General features: G+C 58.9%; 21 protein-coding genes. 16 read left to right on the top strand and 5 right to left on the bottom strand.

The window, feature by feature from the left end; translation table 11 throughout:
• Positions 1–126: 126 nt before the first annotated feature.
• Genes rpiB through CHN51_RS17730 form a run of 4 tightly spaced genes read left to right on the top strand, consistent with a single transcriptional unit; the run spans position 127 to position 3,100 of the window.
• Positions 127–579 carry a ribose 5-phosphate isomerase B gene (rpiB, locus tag CHN51_RS17745; RefSeq protein ID WP_100095204.1) on the top strand — a complete coding sequence of 151 codons (453 nt, stop codon included), beginning with the start codon at positions 127–129 and terminating at the stop codon, positions 577–579.
• Positions 576–1,883 (top strand): serine hydroxymethyltransferase, encoded by a 1,308-nt coding sequence (gene glyA, locus CHN51_RS17740; protein ID WP_100095203.1) that lies wholly within the window; start codon positions 576–578, stop codon positions 1,881–1,883. Before rpiB ends, glyA begins: the two co-directional genes overlap by 4 nt.
• Positions 1,884–1,898: 15 nt before the next feature.
• Positions 1,899–2,360: a transcriptional regulator NrdR gene (nrdR, locus tag CHN51_RS17735; protein WP_100095202.1), complete on the top strand. Its 462-nt coding sequence runs from the start codon at positions 1,899–1,901 to the stop codon at positions 2,358–2,360.
• Complete coding sequence (locus CHN51_RS17730; RefSeq protein WP_240616793.1) at positions 2,357–3,100, top strand: RNA methyltransferase; 744 nt, start codon at positions 2,357–2,359, stop codon at positions 3,098–3,100. The genes nrdR and CHN51_RS17730 overlap by 4 nt, the downstream gene beginning before the upstream one ends.
• A gap of 12 nt (positions 3,101–3,112) precedes the next feature.
• Here the strand turns inward: CHN51_RS17730 and CHN51_RS17725 are convergent, their stop codons facing one another.
• Complete coding sequence (locus tag CHN51_RS17725) at positions 3,113–3,385, bottom strand: chorismate mutase (protein WP_100095200.1); 273 nt, start codon at positions 3,383–3,385, stop codon at positions 3,113–3,115.
• Between the two features lie 154 nt (positions 3,386–3,539).
• On the opposite strand from CHN51_RS17725, the gene CHN51_RS17720 reads away from it, so the two are divergent.
• From CHN51_RS17720 to CHN51_RS17685, 8 genes are all read left to right on the top strand, one after another.
• The gene (locus CHN51_RS17720; RefSeq protein WP_100095199.1) at positions 3,540–3,779 is read left to right on the top strand and encodes a hypothetical protein; all 240 of its coding nucleotides are present in this window, start codon (positions 3,540–3,542) and stop codon (positions 3,777–3,779) included.
• A gap of 202 nt (positions 3,780–3,981) precedes the next feature.
• Positions 3,982–4,596 (top strand): 30S ribosomal protein S4, encoded by a 615-nt coding sequence (gene rpsD / locus CHN51_RS17715; protein WP_100095198.1) that lies wholly within the window; start codon positions 3,982–3,984, stop codon positions 4,594–4,596.
• 186 nt (positions 4,597–4,782) lie between these two features.
• Positions 4,783–6,462 carry a M28 family metallopeptidase gene (locus CHN51_RS17710; RefSeq protein ID WP_240616792.1) on the top strand — a complete coding sequence of 560 codons (1,680 nt, stop codon included), beginning with the start codon at positions 4,783–4,785 and terminating at the stop codon, positions 6,460–6,462.
• 15 nt (positions 6,463–6,477) lie between these two features.
• Positions 6,478–7,461, top strand: a complete 984-nt coding sequence (locus CHN51_RS17705; protein ID WP_100095196.1) for an agmatine deiminase family protein — start codon at positions 6,478–6,480, stop codon at positions 7,459–7,461.
• 78 nt (positions 7,462–7,539) lie between these two features.
• On the top strand, positions 7,540–9,060 hold the full coding sequence (locus CHN51_RS17700; protein ID WP_100095195.1) for an FMN-binding glutamate synthase family protein: 1,521 nt from the start codon (positions 7,540–7,542) through the stop codon (positions 9,058–9,060).
• Between the two features lie 78 nt (positions 9,061–9,138).
• On the top strand, positions 9,139–9,993 hold the full coding sequence (locus CHN51_RS17695; RefSeq protein ID WP_100095194.1) for a class I SAM-dependent methyltransferase: 855 nt from the start codon (positions 9,139–9,141) through the stop codon (positions 9,991–9,993).
• Between the two features lie 18 nt (positions 9,994–10,011).
• Entirely contained in the window at positions 10,012–10,860 is an 849-nt protein-coding gene (aguB, locus tag CHN51_RS17690) for an N-carbamoylputrescine amidase (protein WP_100095193.1), read from the top strand.
• A 37-nt stretch (positions 10,861–10,897) separates the two neighbouring features.
• Entirely contained in the window at positions 10,898–11,824 is a 927-nt protein-coding gene (locus CHN51_RS17685; protein WP_100095192.1) for an SRPBCC family protein, read from the top strand.
• Here the strand turns inward: CHN51_RS17685 and CHN51_RS17680 are convergent.
• Positions 11,819–12,484: a uracil-DNA glycosylase gene (locus tag CHN51_RS17680; protein ID WP_100095191.1), complete on the bottom strand. Its 666-nt coding sequence runs from the start codon at positions 12,482–12,484 to the stop codon at positions 11,819–11,821. The genes CHN51_RS17685 and CHN51_RS17680 overlap by 6 nt on opposite strands.
• A 40-nt stretch (positions 12,485–12,524) precedes the next feature.
• Positions 12,525–12,896 carry a DUF3597 domain-containing protein gene (locus CHN51_RS17675; protein ID WP_100095190.1) on the bottom strand — a complete coding sequence of 124 codons (372 nt, stop codon included), beginning with the start codon at positions 12,894–12,896 and terminating at the stop codon, positions 12,525–12,527.
• 247 nt (positions 12,897–13,143) lie between these two features.
• On the opposite strand from CHN51_RS17675, the gene CHN51_RS17670 reads away from it, so the two are divergent.
• Both CHN51_RS17670 and CHN51_RS17665 read left to right on the top strand, forming a co-directional pair.
• On the top strand, positions 13,144–13,728 hold the full coding sequence (locus tag CHN51_RS17670; RefSeq protein WP_100095189.1) for a DUF937 domain-containing protein: 585 nt from the start codon (positions 13,144–13,146) through the stop codon (positions 13,726–13,728).
• A 27-nt stretch (positions 13,729–13,755) separates the two neighbouring features.
• The gene (locus CHN51_RS17665; protein WP_100095188.1) at positions 13,756–14,136 is read left to right on the top strand and encodes a hypothetical protein; all 381 of its coding nucleotides are present in this window, start codon (positions 13,756–13,758) and stop codon (positions 14,134–14,136) included.
• Here the strand turns inward: CHN51_RS17665 and CHN51_RS17660 are convergent.
• Positions 14,126–14,605 (bottom strand): NfeD family protein, encoded by a 480-nt coding sequence (locus CHN51_RS17660; protein WP_100095187.1) that lies wholly within the window; start codon positions 14,603–14,605, stop codon positions 14,126–14,128. The genes CHN51_RS17665 and CHN51_RS17660 overlap by 11 nt on opposite strands.
• A gap of 26 nt (positions 14,606–14,631) precedes the next feature.
• Positions 14,632–15,597 (bottom strand): SPFH domain-containing protein, encoded by a 966-nt coding sequence (locus CHN51_RS17655; protein ID WP_100095186.1) that lies wholly within the window; start codon positions 15,595–15,597, stop codon positions 14,632–14,634.
• A gap of 102 nt (positions 15,598–15,699) precedes the next feature.
• Here CHN51_RS17655 and CHN51_RS17650 point away from each other — a divergent pair, with 102 nt between their 5' ends.
• Both CHN51_RS17650 and guaB read left to right on the top strand, forming a co-directional pair.
• Positions 15,700–17,202, top strand: coding sequence for a M28 family peptidase (locus tag CHN51_RS17650; RefSeq protein WP_164089271.1), 1,503 nt, complete (start codon positions 15,700–15,702; stop codon positions 17,200–17,202).
• Positions 17,203–17,252: 50 nt separating this feature from the next.
• Positions 17,253–18,731: an IMP dehydrogenase gene (gene guaB / locus CHN51_RS17645; protein WP_100095184.1), complete on the top strand. Its 1,479-nt coding sequence runs from the start codon at positions 17,253–17,255 to the stop codon at positions 18,729–18,731.
• The last annotated feature ends 11 nt before the right edge of the window (positions 18,732–18,742 follow it).

The raw sequence follows: 18,742 nt of genomic DNA, 5'->3' as shown, positions 1-18,742 counted from the left end.
CGCCCTTCGCAGGGACAGGCTGCTTCGTCACGCTGCGCATGACGCGGCGCGTCAAATATTTGGTGGCCTATCAAGGCGCTCTCTACTAAATAGCGGCCATCCCGATTCTAACGACAGGAACAGCCCATGCGCGTTGCCATTGCCTCCGATCACGCCGCCCTCGATATGAAGGCCGTGCTGGTGGACTGGTTGCAGGAGGCAGGCCACGAAGTGAGCGATCTGGGACCGATGACCGCCGACAGCGTGGACTATCCCGATTATGGCTACAAGCTGGCCCAGGAAGTGGCGTCTGGCCGTGTTGAACGCGGCGTGGCGCTGTGCGGATCCGGGATCGGCATTTCGATGGCGGTAAACCGCAATCCGGCCTGCCGCTGCGCCCTGGTGTCCGAAGGCCTGTCGGCGAAGCTGGCGCGGGAGCATAATGATGCGAACGTCGTCGCCATGGGTGCCCGGCTCGTCGGTATCGAAATCGCGAAAGACTGTCTCGACATCTTTCTGAACACCCCATTTGGCGGCGACCGGCATCAGCGCCGGGTCGATAAATTGTCCGCCCCCCAAGCCCAAGGAGCAAGCGCATGAGCAACGTCGCCGATATTCAGGATATCCGCCAGACCGGTTTCTTCGACTTTTCGGTGGACGAGAGCGATCCGGCGGTTGCCGGAGCAATCAACTCGGAACTGGCCCGGCAGCAGAACCAGATCGAGCTGATCGCTTCTGAAAATATCGTCTCCAAGGCGGTTTTGCAGGCACAGGGGTCTGTCTTCACCAACAAATATGCCGAGGGCTATCCCGGACGTCGTTATTATCAGGGCTGTGCGCCATCGGATGATGTCGAGACGCTGGCGATCGAACGCGCGAAGCAATTGTTCGATTGCGGCTTCGCCAATGTGCAGCCGCATTCGGGCGCGCAGGCCAATGGCGCGGTGATGCTGGCGCTGGTCAAGCCGGGCGATACGATCCTTGGCATGTCGCTCGACGCGGGCGGTCATCTGACCCATGGCGCGAAACCGGCGCAATCGGGCAAATGGTTCAACGCCATCCAATATGGCGTCAATGATGACGACCATCTGATCAATTACGAGGAAGTCGAGGCTCTGGCCAAAGAGCATCAGCCGAAACTGATCATCGCTGGTGGCTCCGCCTATCCGCGTGAAATCGATTTTGCCAAGTTCCGGGCGATCGCCGATGCTGTCGGAGCCATGTTCATGGTCGACATGGCCCATTTCGCCGGACTGGTTGCCGCCGGTCTGCACCCCAGTCCGCTGGATCACGCCCATGTCGTTACGACCACCACCCACAAGACCCTGCGCGGGCCACGTGGTGGCATGATCCTGACCAACGACGAAGCGATTGCCAAGAAGATCAACTCTGCGGTTTTCCCCGGCCTGCAGGGCGGTCCACTGATGCACGTCATTGCGGCCAAGGCGGTTGCCTTTGGCGAAGCGCTGCGTCCGGAGTTCAAAAGCTATTCGGCAGCGGTTATCGAAAATGCCAAGGTCTTGGCGGCCACACTCAAGGAACGCGGCGCCAATGTCGTCGCTGGTGGCACCGACACCCATCTGGCTTTGATTGATCTGTCGCCTCTCGGAATCACCGGACGCGATGCCGATGAAGCGCTCGAACGGGCAGGGATCACCTGCAACAAGAACAGCATCCCCAACGATCCGCAGCCGCCGATGAAGACCAGCGGTATCCGCGTCGGTTCTCCTGCCGGTACCACGCGTGGTTTCGGTCCGGCGGAATTCCGGATGATCGGCGACATGGTTGCCGACGTGCTCGACGGACTGCGCGAAAAGGGCGAGGGCGGCGACCCTGCCGTCGAAGCCGACGTGCGCGAACGGGTGCAGGAGCTTTGCGACCGTTTCCCGATCTACCAGGATTGATCGGAAAGCCAGACCATGCGTTGCCCCTTTTGTGCCCATGACGACAGCCAGGTAAAGGACAGCCGTCCGACCGAGGATAATACCACGATCCGACGCCGGCGTCAGTGCGAGGGCTGCGGCGCGCGGTTCACGACCTTCGAGCGAGTGCAGCTTCGCGAGATTACGGTGGTCAAGAGCGAGGACCGCAAGGAACCTTTTGACCGGTCCAAGATCGACCTTTCGGTTTCGCTGGCTTGCCGCAAACGCGGACTGGCACAGGAACAGATGGACCAGCTTGTCTCCGGCATCCAGCGCCAGCTGGAAACCAGCGGTGAAACCGAGATCCCCTCGCAGAGGATTGGCGAGATGGTGATGGACGGCCTCAAGGCGCTCGACAGCGTCGCCTACATCCGTTTCGCCTCGGTCTACAAGGATTTCACCGAGGCCAAGGATTTCAAGGAATTTGCCGGCAGCGTCAAAGACGTCGGCGGCGCGTGAGCAACCAGCCCGCCATCATCCTGGTGAACCCGCAGCTCGGCCAGAATATCGGAAAAGCGGCGCGGGCCATGCTGAATTTCGGGCTGACCGAGATGCGTATCGTCAAGCCTCGGGACGGCTGGCCCAATCCGGACGCCGGTCCCGCCGCTTCCGGTGCAGACCGGATATTGGAAGACGCCCGGGTCTTTGAGACGACGGCGGAGGCGGTTGCCGATTGCGCCCATGTTTACGCCACCACCGTCCGCAAGCGGGGTATGACCAAGACAGTGCTGACCCCATGGGAAGCGGCCGAGGATATGGCACAGGCCAGCGGTAAATGTGCGATATTGTTCGGGCCTGAGCGCTCCGGGCTGGAGGTCGTCGATGTCGAACTGGCGCGCAAGATCATCACCGTGCCGATCAATCCCGAGTTCGGCTCGCTCAATCTGGCGCAGGCGGTCATTCTGGTCGCCTATGAAATATCGAAAATCGACAGCACCGCCCATGTCCAGCCGACGCTGGAGAAGAAAAAGGCCGAACCGGCTCCGCAAAAGGAGTTGGATATGTTCTACGAGCATCTCGAACGGGCGCTGGACAAAAACGGCTATTTCTATCCGCCCGAGCGCGCCGTGGCGACCAAAGTCACGCTTCGCAATATGCTGACCAAACCGGCATGGACGGGCGAAGAGGTCAAGACCTGGCGTGGCGTGATTTCTTCACTGGAACGGCCTCCGCGCAAGGATAAAGCCGAAAAAAAATAGGGCTGAAAAAGGCTATTTGCGACGCTGGTCCCATTTCTGCATTTCGTAGCTGATCGATGTCTCCACCAGCATTTCCCAGATCGCGGCCATGGTCGGAACCGGTATGGCTGCTTTCTCCGACAGGCTTTTCACGTTCGCCAAAACCTCTGCCTTGCGACCTTCATCCCTGACGGCGTCCCGGTCCTGCTTGATTCGCGCCGCCGCGTCCATGCAGGCAAAGCGGAGCCGGAACAGATCGATCAACTCGGCATCAAGTTGATCGACTGCTTCTCGCAATTGCTTCATATCGCGAATTTGATCAATGGTTTCAGTAGTTACTGTCATGGCAGCGCGGATAATTTAATATGATCAAAATGTCGAGCAGGAAGGCGGTTTGAAGTAGCTTTTCTGCGTCGCACTGGTTATATTTGTGACAATATTCAAATTATTCGGAGTTATCATGCTTACATTATTTTTATCCTTGGCATTGGCCGGCGATGCCGCGGCGGCAACCGGCGATGCCCAGTCTGCGAAAGAAGACAAGGTTGTATGTCGTTCTGAAGCCGTCCTTGGTTCGAAGATTCCGGAGCGCATCTGCCGCACCAAACGCGAATGGAAGCAGGTTGAAGAGGAAAATGCCCTTCAGTTGCAGAACCGGTCGAATTACAGCCGCGGAACGCAGAACCGCAACGATCCCTGACAGGATTGCCGGTCGGCTTAATCTTTTCCAGACTTTTCCTGAATCACGCGCCTTGACAGATTTGAAGAAATCTGTTCAAGGCGCCTCAGCAATTGGCCCCGCACCCCGGTGAAGCGGTGGCCGCATCATGACCTGTCACATGAGAGGTTTTGATGGTGCGCTCCGGGAAGACCAAAGAAACAGCAAATTAGGAGTCATTGATATGACCAAACGTACCAGTTCCAAATATAAGCTCGATCGCCGTATGGGCGAGAATATTTGGGGTCGCCCCAAATCTCCCGTCAATCGCCGCGACTATGGCCCGGGCCAGCACGGTCAGCGCCGCAAAGGCAAGCTGTCCGACTTCGGTATCCAGCTGCGCGCCAAGCAGAAGCTCAAGGGCTATTATGGCGACGTGACGGAAAAGCAGTTCCGCCGCGCCTATAAGGAAGCCGCAGCGATGAAAGGCGATACCAGCCAGAACCTGATCGGCCTGCTCGAACAGCGTCTCGACATGGTTGTCTATCGCGCCAAGTTCACCCCGACCATCTTTGCTGCCCGTCAGCTCGTGAGCCACGGCCACATCCGCGTGAACGGCGTCAAATGCAACGTTGCATCGCGCAAGGTTGTGCCAGGCGACGAGATTTCGCTGAGCGACAAGGCAAAGGAAATGCTGCTGGTTATCGAAGCACAGAGCCTGCCAGAGCGTGACATCCCGGAATATGTAAATCCAGAAGGCACCGACAAGGTAACCTATGTCCGTATCCCGACACTGGACGAAGTGCCTTATCCGGTGACCATGGAACCCAATCTGGTTGTCGAATTCTATTCGCGCTGATTATTTCCAGCCATTTTCAAAAAGGCGGCTCGCAACAGCCGCCTTTTTTTTGCCCGGCGTTCCGGTGAAGAGACCTGCGCGGAGCCGGAGCGGATGCGGCGTCTTCAAGGCTTCTTGCCTTGCCGAATATGGTCTGCCATTGAGTGTATAACGATTTTCGGAACTGAAAATTTCAGAAGGAAAAGCATGATGTTGAAACGGTCTCTCTGGGTGCTGTTGGCGCCGTCTCTGGCACTGGCTGGCTGCACGAAGATTGAAGAGGGCGATACGGCAGCAGCGCTGCCCGAAATCGCGGCACCTGAATTGTCGGTTGAAACGATGAAGTCGATCACCGAGGAGCTTTCCTCCGACGCCTATGAAGGCCGCGCGCCTGGTACGCCCGGTGAGGAAAAGACGCTGGCGCTGCTGACGAGCAAATTTGCCGAAGCCGGACTGGAGCCGGGCAATGGCGATAGCTGGTTTCAGGATGTGCCGTTGGTCGGGATTACCGCAAAAAACATGTCTCCTTTGAAAATCAGCGGTGGAAAGAGCGACCTGTCTTTTGCTTTTGGCAGTGACTATGTCGTTTCGAGCTATCAGGAACAGCCGAAGATCGACGTTGCCGACAGCGACATGGTGTTTGTCGGCTATGGCATCAACGCTCCCGAGCGTGGCTGGAACGATTATGCCGGGGTCGATGTCAAAGGCAAGACGGTTGTCATATTGGTGAATGATCCCGATTTCGGTACCGAAAGCCTCGAAGGCGAATTTGGTGGCCGGGCGATGACCTATTACGGGCGCTGGACCTATAAATATGAAGAAGCGGCACGGCAGGGCGCTGCGGCGGCTTTGATCATCCATGATACCGAGCCAGCGGCTTACGGCTGGAATGTTGTCGAATCGAGTTGGACGGGGGAACAGTTTTACGCCCAGTCGGCCAATGGCGGCGCGGACCAGACCAAATTGAACGGCTGGATTCAGAAGGATGCGGCAGCCAAGATTTTTGCGGCGGCTGGTCAGGATTTGGCCACGCAAATGGCAGCGGCGAAGAAAAAGGGCTTCAAGGCGGTCGATTTGAAGCTGAAAGCATCCGCTTCGCTCGAGAATGACATCAAGAAGACCGATAGCAAGAATGTCGTCGGCATTTTGAAGGGCAAGACGCGTCCCGATGAATATGTGCTCTACACAGCGCATTGGGACCATCTCGGTCGCTGCAAGCCGGCAGCCGATGGTGATGATATCTGCAACGGCGCGGTCGACAATGCTACCGGTACGGCGGCTCTGGTCGCTCTGGCCGAAGCTCATGTGAAGGCCGGTGCGCCGGATCGCAGCATCATCTTCCTGGCTGTGACGGCCGAAGAGTCCGGGCTTTTGGGATCCAAATATTATGCACAAAATCCGATCTATCCGCTCAGCCAGACCGTTGGCGGCGTGAACATGGATGCGTTCGGCATGGCTGGCCCGGCCAAGAATGTGATCGTTGTCGGCAAAGGCAAATCGCAACTCGACCGCTATCTCGAAGCGGCGCTGACCGGCGATGGCCGCGTCGCCGAAGCCGAGCCGACACCGGAGAAGGGCTATTATTATCGCTCCGACCATTTCAGCTTTGCCAAGCTCGGCGTGCCGATGATCTATTTCGAAGGCGGCGAGGATCTGGTCGAGGGTGGCCGGGAAGCCGGGGAAGCCATTTCGAAAGATTATGGCGACAACCGGTATCACGGTCCGAAGGACGAATATGATCCGAACTGGAACTGGGACGGCGTGATGGGCGATCTGAAAGTCTATTATACCGTCGCGCGGATGCTGGCGATGACCGAAGACTGGCCCAACTGGAACGAAGGCGACGAATTCCGCGCTACGCGGGACGAGAGCCGCGCCGGCAACTGATCCCGGACGCTACGCATGACAAGATGGCCCGCAGAGTGGGAACCGCATCAGGCGGTCTGGATCGGCTTTCCCGGTGATCCGGCGGAATGGCCGCAAGGTCGGGATGCCGCGCAACAGGAAGTGGCGGCATTTGCCAATGCCGTGGCGGACGAGGGTGCCGGCGAGACGGTGGTTCTAATATGCCGGGACGCTGCGGACGCGGATAGCGCGCGCGGGCTGGTTCAGTCCTGTGTGGAAGTGGTCATCGAGCCTTTTGGCGACATCTGGCTGCGCGATACCGCGCCGATTTTTGTGCTGGGGCCGGACGGTCTCGATGGACGCAATTTCGGCTTCAACGGCTGGGGCGGCAAATATGAAATGGCCGGCGATCAGGATATCGGCCAGCGTCTGGCCGGGCGCTTCGGTCTGACAGACAGCGCGCAAGACTGGATATTGGAAGGCGGAGCGATTGATGGCGACGGGGACGGCCGGCTGGTCACCACGGAGCAATGCGTACTCAACGCCAACCGCAATCAGGGATTGGACAAGGACCAAGCAGCCGCGCGGCTTCGCGAAGCGCTGGCGGTGGAGGATGTCTGCTGGTTGGGTGACGGGCTGGCTGCCGACCATACTGATGGCCACGTCGACAATCTCGCCCGATTTGTTGCACCGGGCACCGTGGTGATCCCGCATGCCGAGACTGATGATGATCCCAATGCGGAGATTTTTGATAATGCCGCACGACGCGCGGAATCTGCCGGTCTGACAGTGGTCAAGCTGCCGTCGGCAGGGAAATATGAAGTTGACGGCGATATCGCCCCTGCGAGCTATATGAACTTCTATATCGGGAACACTGTGGTCGCGGTTCCGCAATATGGGGCTGCAAACGACATCAGGGCGGTCGATGAGATTTCGGCGCTTTTCCCGGACCGCAAGGTGATCGGACTGTCCAGCCAGGCGCTGCTGCGCGGCGGCGGCAGTTTTCACTGTATTTCGCAACAGATACCGTTGCCGGCGTAACCCGGCCGGGCGTTCGCCCGAACCTTTGTCAGAGGCGCGCAAGCTGCTAGGCTGTCAGGCCTGTTTAGGGGACGATTGATGACCGACGGAATTCTCGGCGTATTGAGCGCACTGACTTATATCTTCATCCTGCTGCTCGGGCTGGGTCTGGCCGCTGTGATCGTCCTGTTCATCATCGACATCAACCAGAAGCAGGATGCGGTGCGGCGCAACTATCCGGTTATCGGCCGCTTCCGGCATCTTTTCTCCGAACTGGGCGAATTTTTCCGGCAATATTTTTTCGCCATGGACCGCGAGGAAATGCCCTTCAACCGCGCCGAGCGGGAATGGGTGGAGCGGGCCGGCAAGGGCATCGACAACACGATCGCTTTCGGGTCGACCAAGAGTCTGGATCCCCCCGGCACCGCGATTTTTGTCAATGTTCCGTTTCCCACGCTGGAAAGTGATGCGGCGGAAACGACGACCTGCATTATCGGGCCGCACGCGCGACAGCCCTATGAAGCCGGATCCTTCTTCAATATTTCCGCGATGAGCTTCGGCGCCCTGTCGGTCCCTGCCATAAGGGCCTTGTCGCACGGGGCTAAACTGGCCGGATGCTGGCTGAACACCGGGGAGGGCGGTCTGTCGCCTTTCCATCTCGAAGGCGGCTGCGACATCATCTTCCAGATCGGCACCGCCAAATATGGCGTGCGCGATCAGGACGGCAGCCTCAGCGAGGACAAGCTGCGTGCCATCGCCGCGCACGAAGAGGTGAGGATGTTCGAGATCAAGCTGTCGCAAGGGGCCAAGCCCGGCAAGGGCGGCATATTGCCCGGCGAGAAGGTGAACCGCATGATCGCGGAAATCCGCGGGATCACCGAGGGTCAGCCGAGCATCTCGCCCAACCGCCATCCCGAGATCAACAGCGTCGACGATCTGCTCGATTTCATTCATCGGGTCCGCGAGGTGACCGGCAAGCCGACCGGAATCAAGGCCGTGGTCGGCGCCTATGGCTGGCTGGAGGAATTGTGCGAGGCGATCCACAAGCGCGGGATCGAGAGCGCGCCGGACTTTTTCACCTTGGACGGCGGAGACGGCGGCACCGGGGCAGCACCGATGCCGCTGATGGACAATGTCGGGCTGCAGCTGAAGGAAAGCCTGCCGATGCTGTCCGATATCTTTCATCGCTACGGCCTGCGCTACCGGATCAGGATCATTGCCTCGGGCAAGCGGATCACGCCGTCGAGCGCAGCCTGGGCGATTTGCGCGGGAGCGGATTTCGTCAACACGGCGCGCGGTTTCATGTTTGCGCTCGGCTGTATCCAATCGCTGAAATGCAACAAGAATACCTGTCCGACCGGGGTGACCACCCATAATCCAAGGCTGCAGCGCGGTCTCGATCCGCAGGACAAGAAAGTCAAAGTCGCCAATTACTGCAAGAATATTGTCCACGAGGTCGAGGTGATCGCGCATAGTTGCGGTGTGGACGAACCGCGCAAGCTGGGCCGGAAACATGTCCGGATCGTCCAGGACACTGGCAGGTCGGTACCCTATGACGAACTCTATCCGCGACCGGAGGTCTTGCCGCAATACAGGTCCTCTATGGAAACCGCCCCTTAATATATATTGCGTCCTGTCCGGCCTCGCGTAGATATGTGAGCAGGAAAAAATCCCCGGAAATCTGAGAGGAATGACAAGATGAAGAAATTACTGATGGCAAGTGCCGCGCTGGCAATGCTGGGCGCTGCGGTTCCCGCGACGGCCAATCATCATGAAAAAGACGGCGCCGCGATGACCGACGCAAGTCTCCAGACGGTTCTGAACCATGAACGGCGCGCAGAGGACAAGGCCCGTGATGTCTATCGTCATCCGGCCGATACGCTCGGCTTCTTCGGCGTCAAACCCGATCAGACAGTCGTCGAATATGGCCCGGGGGGGGGCTGGTATACCCGGATATTGGCACCCTATCTCTCCGCTAAAGGTCAGTATATCGCGGTCAACGCGGACAGTGCCAATGCAAGCTTTTCCGACCGTGCCCGCGAAGCGCGGACCAAGGGCTGGCCGGAAAATTTCCCCGAAACCGCAGCGAAATGGACGGGCGTCGAAGCCAAGAAGATACTGGCCTTCGAAAGCGATGAAATGCCCGACGACATGAAGGGCAAGGTTGACCGGATTTTGATCTTCCGGTCGCTCCACGGGATGCTGAACGGCAACCGCGCGGACTCCGAACTGCGAGCCCTGCGCGACATGCTGGCCGATGACGGCATGGTCGGGATTGTCCAGCACCGCGCCAAGGCCGACGCACCCTATGCCATGTCCAATGGCAGCAAAGGCTATCTGAAGCAGGCATCGGTTGTGGCCCTGTTCGAACTGAACGGTTTCGAGCTGGTCAGCGAGTCCGAAGTCAACGCGAATCCTGCCGACACGTCCGACTATGAGCGCGGCGTCTGGACATTGCCTCCGGTGCTGGCACTAGGCGACGCGGACAAAGCGAAATATCAGGCGATCGGCGAATCCGACCGGATGACATTATTGTTTAAGAAGCGTCCCTAAACCGCTATCAGGGCCGCTATGACCAATTTATGCGTAGCGGCCCTGCAGCTGCCTCTGGGCGGCGATGAACAGACGAATATTTTTGCCGTCAGCGGCCTCGTTGCCGAGGCCGCGGAAAAGGGCGCGCAGATCATCCTGCCGCCGGAGCTATTTGCCGGCCCCTATTTCTGCAAGACCGAGGACGAGGCGTTGTTCGCGCTGGCGCAGCCAGTGGCCGAGAGCGCACCGGTGCTGGCCATGCAGAAGCTCGCCAAGCAATATGGCGTAGCGATCCCGGCCAGCTTTTTCGAACGCGACGGCCAGCATCATTATAACAGTCTGGCTATGATCGATCCCGAGGGAGAGATCATGGGTGTCTATCGCAAAAGCCATATTCCCGACGGACCGGGCTATGAGGAAAAATTCTATTTCCGGCCTGGCAATTCCGGCTTCAAGACCTGGGATGTGTTCGGCACCCGGATTGGCGTCGGGATCTGCTGGGACCAATGGTATCCGGAAACCGCGCGGGCAATGGCGCTGATGGGCGCGGAAGTGCTCTTCTATCCCACCGCAATTGGGTCCGAACCCTATGACGCGGATCTCGACACCAGCCGCATGTGGCGCCGGGCGATGCAGGGCCATGCGGTGAGCAATTGCATGCCGGTGGTCGCGAGCAACCGCATCGGCGTCGAAGAGGGGCAGGCTTTCTACGGCCACAGTTTCATCACCAATCAATGGGGTGATCTGGTGACAGAATATGGCTCGCAGGAAACCGGCGTGCTGACGGCATCGCTTGATCTCGAACAGGCGCGCAAGCACCGCGCCGGCATGGGATTTTTCAGGGACCGGCGGCCGGAGCTTTATGGGCGGCTGGCGGAGGATGTCTAAGAAAACGCGCCAAAAACTTACGACGAACCAATGGTTCATGGTTTCTCTTGCCGTGCTGGCGGCGGGGCTGGCCTATGCATCCATCGTCATACATGGAGACGGGACACTTTGGTCGGGTTTTACCTTCATCATGATCCTGCCCATCCTGATCGGAGCCATATTGTCTCTGGCAACCCCCGGCGATTACAAGAATCAGTTCAAATCCTTTTTCGCCATGCAATTTTCCGCGTTCGGCGCTCTCATTCTCGTTTTTGCCATATGGATGCGCGAAGGCGTTATTTGCATCTTGATGATTGTTCTGCCGTGGCTGTTATTCGCGATGATAGGCTCCTCCATCATATCTCTTGTGCGACACAAAATGCAGACCGGGCGCTTCTTTTCCGTGCCGCTTTTGTTGTTGCCCCTCATCGGGCTCCAGATCGAAGCTTCCTATGACCCACCGGTGTCGAATTATACGGTCACCCGGCAGATCGAGATCGCTGCGGCACCCGAAGAGATATGGCCGCTACTTCTGTCCGTTGATGATATTCAGCAAGATGAAGGGCGCTGGAATTTCACGCAGGATATTGTCGGGATCCCCCGGCCTCGTTCTGCCCTTGTGGTCGGGAGCGGTGTCGGTTCCGTCCGGTTCGCGCAATGGGGAGACGATATCCGGTTCGAGGAGCATGTGACCGCGTGGAAACCCGGACATGAAATCGCATGGGATTTTCATTTTACCGACGATTCGATCAGCCGGTATACCGACCGACATATTTCGCCGGACAGCAGCCTTCTGCAGATCGAATCCGGTGGATATTCGCTCGAGGATATGGGTGATGGTCGGACCCGGTTGACCCTGTCGACGCATTATCAAACGCAAAGCTGGATGCATCACTATTCGTCATTCTGGGGCAACGTTTATCTTGGCGACATCCAGAAAAACATACTCTGGACGATCAAGGACCGGGTCGAAAGCATATCATAAGCTTTCTCGTGCTTTCTCGAAAATATCCTCAAACATTGCCACGGTAAGGCGCCGCGTATTCAGATTATAGCGGCTGCAATGATAGCTATCGATCAGAACACGACCACCCGAGAGCTGATGTTCCGCGCCATGCGCAAACTTGTGGTCTGCCAGTCTGAGCCCTTCCATTCGGATGATGCTGTCATGGGCGATTTTTCCCAGCGCCACGATTGTGCGTAGATTGGGCAGGGCGCGGATGGATTTCTTGAGATAATCGCGGCAATTGTTGATCTCGGCGCCGGTCGGCTTGTTTTCCGGGGGCAGGCATTTGACCGCGTTGAGGATGATTGCGCCGTTCAATGTGATCCCGTCGGCCGGGTCATTGGCAAACACACCGTCGACAAAGCCATATTTGGTGAGAGTGGCAAACAGCGTTTCGCCCGAGGCGTCGCCGGTAAACGGCCTGCCGGTCCGGTTGGCGCCCTCCGTGCCCGGAGCGAGGCCGACGATGGCCAGCCATGCCTCCGGGTCGCCAAAGGCCGGAACCGGGGCGTTCCACCAGTCCGGATGGTCCTTGCGCAATGATTTGCGAAGGCCGACCAGTTGCGGACAGCGCCGGCAGCCTTTCGGGGCTTCCGCAGCGGGAAGCGGGGAAAAAAGAAGGGGGCCATGATCGCTCACAGCCCCCGCCTAAATTCTAACGGACATATCGTCCAGCGGCTTAGTCTTTCAGATCAGCCGGAACGATACCGCCAGCGGCGGCGATCTTGTTCATGACCTGCTTGTGGAGCAGGATATTGTCTTCGGCAGAACCGCTGTAATCGCCGTTGCCGAGTTCCTGCGCCAGTTCCTTGCGGTTGCCATAGCTGGCATCGATCTGGACCAGCTTCATCAGGTCGACAATCGACGTGCGCCAGTTGAGCTTGTCGGAGCCCGGGATGCTGTCGAGCCGCGCTGCAACGTCGACTTCGCTGATTGCCGCGCGCTCGGCTGGAGCCGCTGCTGCAGGCGCCGGTGCCGTCTTGGTTTCGGGTTCTGCGGCCTTGGCTTCGCCGCCAAAGATCGCGTTCTTGATTTTTCCGAAAATACTCATGTCATGCTCCTCGTTATGTTGCGGGGCTTGTTGTCCGGCTTGTGCCGTTCCTTACCCTTGCAAACAACCTCGGTGTTCACGGGCAATGAGTCAATTGCCCTTCTCCCGTCCCCACGGATATGCGCCGCCCACACCGTGTAAACACTCGTAAAGTGCCCGATTAGGCGGTTTCTCGCCCGAAAATATGCTAGAGGCATCGCAAGCGAGGAATCAATATGTGCCGGTTTGGCATTGAAGGAGAGTGATTATGAATATGTTGGATATGTTGCAGCAGTCGGGTGGTATCGGCACGATGGCCAAGGAACTGGGCATCAACGAGAGCGTTGCCGAAGCCGGTGCCGCAGCCCTGTTGCCTGCCATCTTGGGCGGTTTCAAGAAAACCACCCAGGCCCAGCCAAGCGGCCTCGACGGTCTGGGCGGATTGCTCGGCCAGCTCGGCGGTGGCGGCCTGCTCGACAGCGTACTCGGCACACAACCGACTCCGGTGGAGAAGGGCAATGAAGTGCTTGGCCAGATATTCGGTTCCAAGGAAGTCAGCCGTACTGTCGCCGCGGGCGCGGAACAGCAGACCGGGATCAGCAGCGACCTGCTGAAGAAAATGCTGCCGGTCGTCGCGATGATGGTGACGGGTTATATGGCGAAGCAGGGTGGCGAGAGCGCTGGCAGTGCCGGCAACGGCGGCGGTATCGGTGGTCTGATCGGTGGCCTGCTAGGCGGCGGCAACAAGGCGTCATCGGGCGGTCTGGGCGGTCTGGCTTCGATGCTTGACCTCAACGGTGATGGCAATCCGCTGGACGATATCATCGGCATGGCCGGCAAACTGACCCGCTAGACTGTCCCGAACCGGAGGAATTTGAATATGAGCATGCTCGAAAAAATCATGGATATGTTGCCTGAAAATTTCAGTATCGACGATATTGCGGAAAAAGCCGGCATGACGGCCGATGAGGCGAAAAAGGGCGGCGAGGCCCTGTTCGCGAAATTGCGCGACGGCAGCACAGACAAGATGACCGCGATCAGGGAAGCCGCCGCCGAAGCGGGTGTGGATCCCGAGAAACTCAAGGGGCTATTGCCCGCGATGGCGGAGAAAGCGGGCCTAGATGGCGAGGGCAGCCTGATGGACAAGCTGACCGGCGATGATGGACTGCTCGGCAAGGTTACCGGCCTGTTTGATCGCGATGGCGATGGCAATCCGATCAATGACCTCACCAATATGGCGAAGGGTTTCTTCAAGAAATAGCTTTGGTTTCCGGTTGGGCGGGGTCCTCCAGCGCTTCCAGCAGCAGGACTCCGCCTTCGACCGAAGCGACTTTCGCCACCGTGCCTTTTTTCATGTCCGGTCCCCTGGCCGGCCATACGCCGTCGGCGACCTTGGCGCGACCACTGGTTGGCGAAACCGTCTCAACAATCGTCACGGTTCTGCCGATCAGCTGCGCCGAGCGGTTGTTGAGCAGCGGATTTTCGCTTTCGATATTGTGGGTCAGATACCAGCGTCGCCCGCCGAGCACCGCCGCTATTGTGGCGAGCCCGAATACCGTCAGCTGGCCGGCAAGCGTCATGTCGATGAACAGCGAGAGGATTCCGGTCGCAGCAGCGGCTGCGGCTACCCAGATCAGGAAGACGCCGGGTACGAACAATTCCGCCAGCGCGAGCAAAGCGGCCAGCCCGAGCCAGACATATTCCGGATTGTTCAGCGTGAAATCATCCATGGCTCATGCTCCGCTTTGTCCCGGGCTCACTTGTCCTGATTGTCGAACGGACCCTTGCGCTTTGGCGGCGCGAAGGTCTCGTGACTGTCGCCCAGCGCTTCCTTGGCCAGCGCGCCGATGCCGCCCAATGTGCCGATAAGCTGGGTGGCTTCGACCGGGAATAATATGGTCTTGGCATTGGGCGAAGTGGCAAATTTCTCGACCGCTTTCACATAATCCTGTGCGACGAAATAGTTGATCGCCTGGGCATTGCCGCTGGCAATGGCTTCGGACACCATCTGGGTCGCCTTGGCTTCGGCCTGGGCTTCGCGCTCGCGGGCTTCTGCGTCGAGGAAGGCTGATTCCTTGCGGCCTTCCGCCTGCAGGATCTGGCCCTGTTTCTCACCCTCGGAACGCAGGATTTCGGAAGCGCGGGCGCCTTCGGCATCGAGGATATTGGCGCGTTTCTCGCGCTCGGCCTTCATCTGCCGCGCCATCGCGTTGACGATATCCTGTGGTGGCCGGATGTCTTTGATCTCGACGCGGGTGATCTTGATGCCCCAGGGGGTGGTGGCATCGTCGATCACGGTCAGCAGCCTGGCATTGATCTCGTCGCGCTTCGACAGCGTCTCGTCGAGGTCCATCGAGCCCATGACCGTGCGCAGGTTGGTGGTGACGAGGTTGAGGATCGCGTTGTAGAGATCGTTGACCTCGTAGGCCGCCTTGGCTGCATCGAGAACCTGGAAGAACACCACGCCGTCGGTGGAGATCATCGCATTGTCCTTGGTGATGATTTCCTGGCCCGGAATGTCCAGCACCTGTTCCATCATGTTGACCTTGCGGCCGACACGATAGAGAAAGGCGGGATAGAAATTGAAACCGGGCTGGGCGGTCGTGGTGAACCGGCCGAAATATTCGATCGTATAATGATAGCCCTGCCGGACTATCTTGATGCTCGCAAAAAGATAGATGATGGTGACCAGTAGCACCAGCAGTAACAGTGAAACGCCCATTTCCATTCTCCTCCGCAAACCGTCGCATAGTCATTGATTATTTGCAGGATGTTGCCAAGGAAAAAGCGAATTATTCAGGTTAACACAAGGATTGTTGCTGCGATGCGTTTTGTTGCCCTTCTGATAGTCTCGGGTCTGATCTTCACGGTAGCGGCTCGCGCGGAGCCGACAAGCGAAGCCGATCTGCTCCGGCATATCGAGATATTGGCGAGCGATGCTTTCGAGGGGCGCAAACCCGGCACGGCGGGTGAAAACAAGACGGTCAACTATATCGCCAGCCAATGGTCGGCGGCAGGCCTGCAGGCGGCAGGAGAACAGGGTTCGTGGTATACGCCCGTGGCCCTGGCGGAGCGAACACCGGAGAGCTACCGGATATTTGTCATCGACAACAATCGGGGCAACACCGTGCGCCTGCCGCAGGATGAGATCATCCTGCGCGGGCGGGATGCGTCCTTCCGCCAATTGAACATGCCGCTGGTTCTCGCCGGCTATGCGGATGGTGGATCCGGGGGCGCTGATGTCCCGGTTGCGGGCAAACTGGTCTTTTTGCCGCGGAATCCGCCGGAAGATGAAACAGGCCTGCCCGATTATCGCGACCGCAAGCTTCAGCTCATCCGGAACGGCGCGGTCGGAGTGATCACCATTATCGAGGACGAGGGACTCTGGCCGCGATATTTCCGGGCCTTCCAGCGCGGCGCGACGGCCTTGGCCGACCCGGAAAATCACGCCGGGCTGGAGGGGGCGATCAGTTACGACCAGTTCAGAAAGCTGCTTCGGCCATCGGGCAGGGATGCGGAAAGATTGCTGCTGGAAAGCGGCGGATTTGCCGCTATCGCGCTGGGCATGACTGCGGACGCCGTGGTCGAAACCTCTGTCCGCGACTATGTGTCGCATAATGTCATCGGCAAGATTCCCGGTAGCGACCCGCAAAGCGGTGCCTTGCTGTTTCTCGGGCACTGGGATCATTTCGGCATTTGCCGGAGCGAAGATCCGGACGATCCGGAGCGGGACCGGATCTGTAACGGTGCGGTCGACAATGCCAGCGGCATCTCGCTGCTGATCGAGACCGCCCGGCGCCTCGTCGCGGATCGTCCCGAGCGGGACATCTATTTTCTTGCCACCACCGCCGAGGAAAAGGGGCTGCTCGGCGCGCGGGCCTTTGTCCAGGCTCCCCCGGTCGCGCTCGACAATTTTGTGGCTGTCTTCAACGCGGACACGGTCGCATTGTCCGACAAGCGCAAGCAAATCGCCGTGGTCGGGCTGGGCGAAACAATCCTGGACGGCGATATCGAGATTGTCGCCGCGCAGGAGGGACGGGAGATCGACCGCAGCGGCAAGGCTGACGCCTATCTGAGACGGCAGGACGGCTATGTATTTCTCGAGCGCGATATTCCTGCCTATATGATCACCAGCGCCTTTGCCGACGAGGATCGGCTCACGGCCTTTATCAACGGGCCTTATCATGACGTTAGCGATGAAGTGAACGATAGCCTGCTGTTAGCAGGGGCCGCTGCCGATGCCGATTTCCACGTCGCGCTGGGGCGTTATTTTGGCTCGACGGCCACATATCCGGGAAAAGCCACTAGCGGCGGGGCCGATAACTGATTACATGGGCCGCCACAGAATCAAATTCACGACAGCGGAAAGTGGCGATCATGAGCAGGTCAGGCAAGCATAAAGAAATTCGGTTGGGACTGACCTTTGACGATGTCCTGCTGCAGCCTGCGGCGTCAGAGATCGTGCCCAGCCAGGCCAATACCAAGACCAACCTGTCGAAGCTTATCGGGCTGAACATCCCGATCCTGTCTTCTGCGATGGATACGGTGACGGAATCGGACATGGCTATCGTCATGGCGCAAATGGGCGGCATCGGTGTTCTGCACCGCAATCTTACCATTGAGCAGCAGACCGCCGCGGTGCGGCAGGTGAAGCGGTTTGAATCCGGCATGGTGGTCAATCCGATTACCATAGCGCCGGACGCGACGCTGGCCGAAGCGCAGGCAACGATGGAGCAAAACCGCATTTCGGGTATTCCGGTGGTCGAGAAATCGGGCAAGCTGGTCGGCATATTGACCAACCGCGACGTGCGCTTCGCCGAAAATCCGAAACAGCTGGTTTCCGAGCTGATGACCAAAGACAATCTGGCGACCGTCCCGGCGGGTGTCAGCCAGGAAGAGGCGCGGCGGACCTTGCACCAGCGGCGGATCGAGAAATTGCTCGTCGTCGACAATGATTATCGCTGCGTCGGGCTGATCACGGTCAAGGATATCGAGAAAGCCGTGACCTATCCGAACGCGACCAAGGACGAAACCGGTCGGTTGCGGGTCGCGGCGGCCTCGACCGTGGGCGACAGCGGACTGGAACGGACGCAGGCCTTGATCGACGCGGAATGCGATCTGATCGTCATCGACACCGCCCATGGCCATAGCGCGATGGTCGCGCGGGCCGTTGAGGAAGTGAAAAAGCGGTCGAACGGTGCGCAGATCATTGCTGGCAACGTCGCGACAGCCGCAGCCACGCGGGCACTGATCGATGCTGGCGCCGACGGCATCAAGGTCGGCATCGGACCCGGTTCCATCTGCACCACGCGGGTTGTCGCCGGTGTTGGTGTTCCGCAGCTCACCGCGATCATGGATTGTGCGGAAGAAGCGGAAAAGTCGAGCATCCCCGTGATCGCTGATGGCGGCCTGCGGACATCTGGCGACGTCGCCAAGGCACTGGCCGCGGGCGCATCGGCGGTGATGATCGGATCCTTGCTGGCAGGGACCGAAGAGGCACCGGGCGAGACCTTCCTCTATCAGGGCCGCGCCTATAAGAGTTATCGCGGCATGGGATCGGTCGGCGCCATGGCGCGCGGCTCGGCGGACCGCTATTTCCAGCAGGATATCAAGGACCAGATGAAGCTGGTGCCGGAAGGGATCGAGGGGCAGGTGCCGTTCAAGGGGCCGGCGCGCGATGTCATTCACCAGCTGGTTGGCGGCGTGAAAGCGGCGATGGGCTATACCGGAAGCGCCACGCTGGAAGATTTGCGCGAACGGGCCGAATTTATCCGGATCACCAATGCCGGCCTGCAGGAAAGCCATGTCCATGATGTTGCGATCACCCGGGAAGCGCCCAATTATCCGACGCGATAGCGCCTCGGGCG

Origin of the sequence: Sphingorhabdus sp. YGSMI21 (assembly GCF_002776575.1) — a bacterium.
Taxonomy (GTDB): Bacteria; Pseudomonadota; Alphaproteobacteria; order Sphingomonadales; family Sphingomonadaceae; genus Parasphingorhabdus.
The sequence above is the reverse complement of the archived record's forward strand: the minus strand, read 5'-3'. Positions and strand labels throughout refer to the sequence as shown.

What these genes read in the sequence shown, in the direction of transcription:
- rpiB (WP_100095204.1), top strand. Translation starts at nt 127, where the DNA reads ATGCGCGTTGCCATTGCCTCCGATCACGCCGCCCTCGATATGAAGGCC.
- glyA (WP_100095203.1), top strand. Translation starts at nt 576, where the DNA reads ATGAGCAACGTCGCCGATATTCAGGATATCCGCCAGACCGGTTTCTTC.
- nrdR (WP_100095202.1), top strand. Translation starts at nt 1,899, where the DNA reads ATGCGTTGCCCCTTTTGTGCCCATGACGACAGCCAGGTAAAGGACAGC.
- CHN51_RS17725 (WP_100095200.1), bottom strand. Translation starts at nt 3,385, where the DNA reads ATGAAGCAATTGCGAGAAGCAGTCGATCAACTTGATGCCGAGTTGATC.
- CHN51_RS17720 (WP_100095199.1), top strand. Translation starts at nt 3,540, where the DNA reads ATGCTTACATTATTTTTATCCTTGGCATTGGCCGGCGATGCCGCGGCG.
- rpsD (WP_100095198.1), top strand. Translation starts at nt 3,982, where the DNA reads ATGACCAAACGTACCAGTTCCAAATATAAGCTCGATCGCCGTATGGGC.
- CHN51_RS17710 (WP_240616792.1), top strand. Translation starts at nt 4,783, where the DNA reads ATGATGTTGAAACGGTCTCTCTGGGTGCTGTTGGCGCCGTCTCTGGCA.
- CHN51_RS17705 (WP_100095196.1), top strand. Translation starts at nt 6,478, where the DNA reads ATGACAAGATGGCCCGCAGAGTGGGAACCGCATCAGGCGGTCTGGATC.
- CHN51_RS17700 (WP_100095195.1), top strand. Translation starts at nt 7,540, where the DNA reads ATGACCGACGGAATTCTCGGCGTATTGAGCGCACTGACTTATATCTTC.
- CHN51_RS17695 (WP_100095194.1), top strand. Translation starts at nt 9,139, where the DNA reads ATGAAGAAATTACTGATGGCAAGTGCCGCGCTGGCAATGCTGGGCGCT.
- aguB (WP_100095193.1), top strand. Translation starts at nt 10,012, where the DNA reads ATGACCAATTTATGCGTAGCGGCCCTGCAGCTGCCTCTGGGCGGCGAT.
- CHN51_RS17685 (WP_100095192.1), top strand. Translation starts at nt 10,898, where the DNA reads ATGGTTTCTCTTGCCGTGCTGGCGGCGGGGCTGGCCTATGCATCCATC.
- CHN51_RS17675 (WP_100095190.1), bottom strand. Translation starts at nt 12,896, where the DNA reads ATGAGTATTTTCGGAAAAATCAAGAACGCGATCTTTGGCGGCGAAGCC.
- CHN51_RS17670 (WP_100095189.1), top strand. Translation starts at nt 13,144, where the DNA reads ATGAATATGTTGGATATGTTGCAGCAGTCGGGTGGTATCGGCACGATG.
- CHN51_RS17665 (WP_100095188.1), top strand. Translation starts at nt 13,756, where the DNA reads ATGAGCATGCTCGAAAAAATCATGGATATGTTGCCTGAAAATTTCAGT.
- CHN51_RS17660 (WP_100095187.1), bottom strand. Translation starts at nt 14,605, where the DNA reads ATGGATGATTTCACGCTGAACAATCCGGAATATGTCTGGCTCGGGCTG.
- CHN51_RS17655 (WP_100095186.1), bottom strand. Translation starts at nt 15,597, where the DNA reads ATGGGCGTTTCACTGTTACTGCTGGTGCTACTGGTCACCATCATCTAT.
- CHN51_RS17650 (WP_164089271.1), top strand. Translation starts at nt 15,700, where the DNA reads ATGCGTTTTGTTGCCCTTCTGATAGTCTCGGGTCTGATCTTCACGGTA.
- guaB (WP_100095184.1), top strand. Translation starts at nt 17,253, where the DNA reads ATGAGCAGGTCAGGCAAGCATAAAGAAATTCGGTTGGGACTGACCTTT.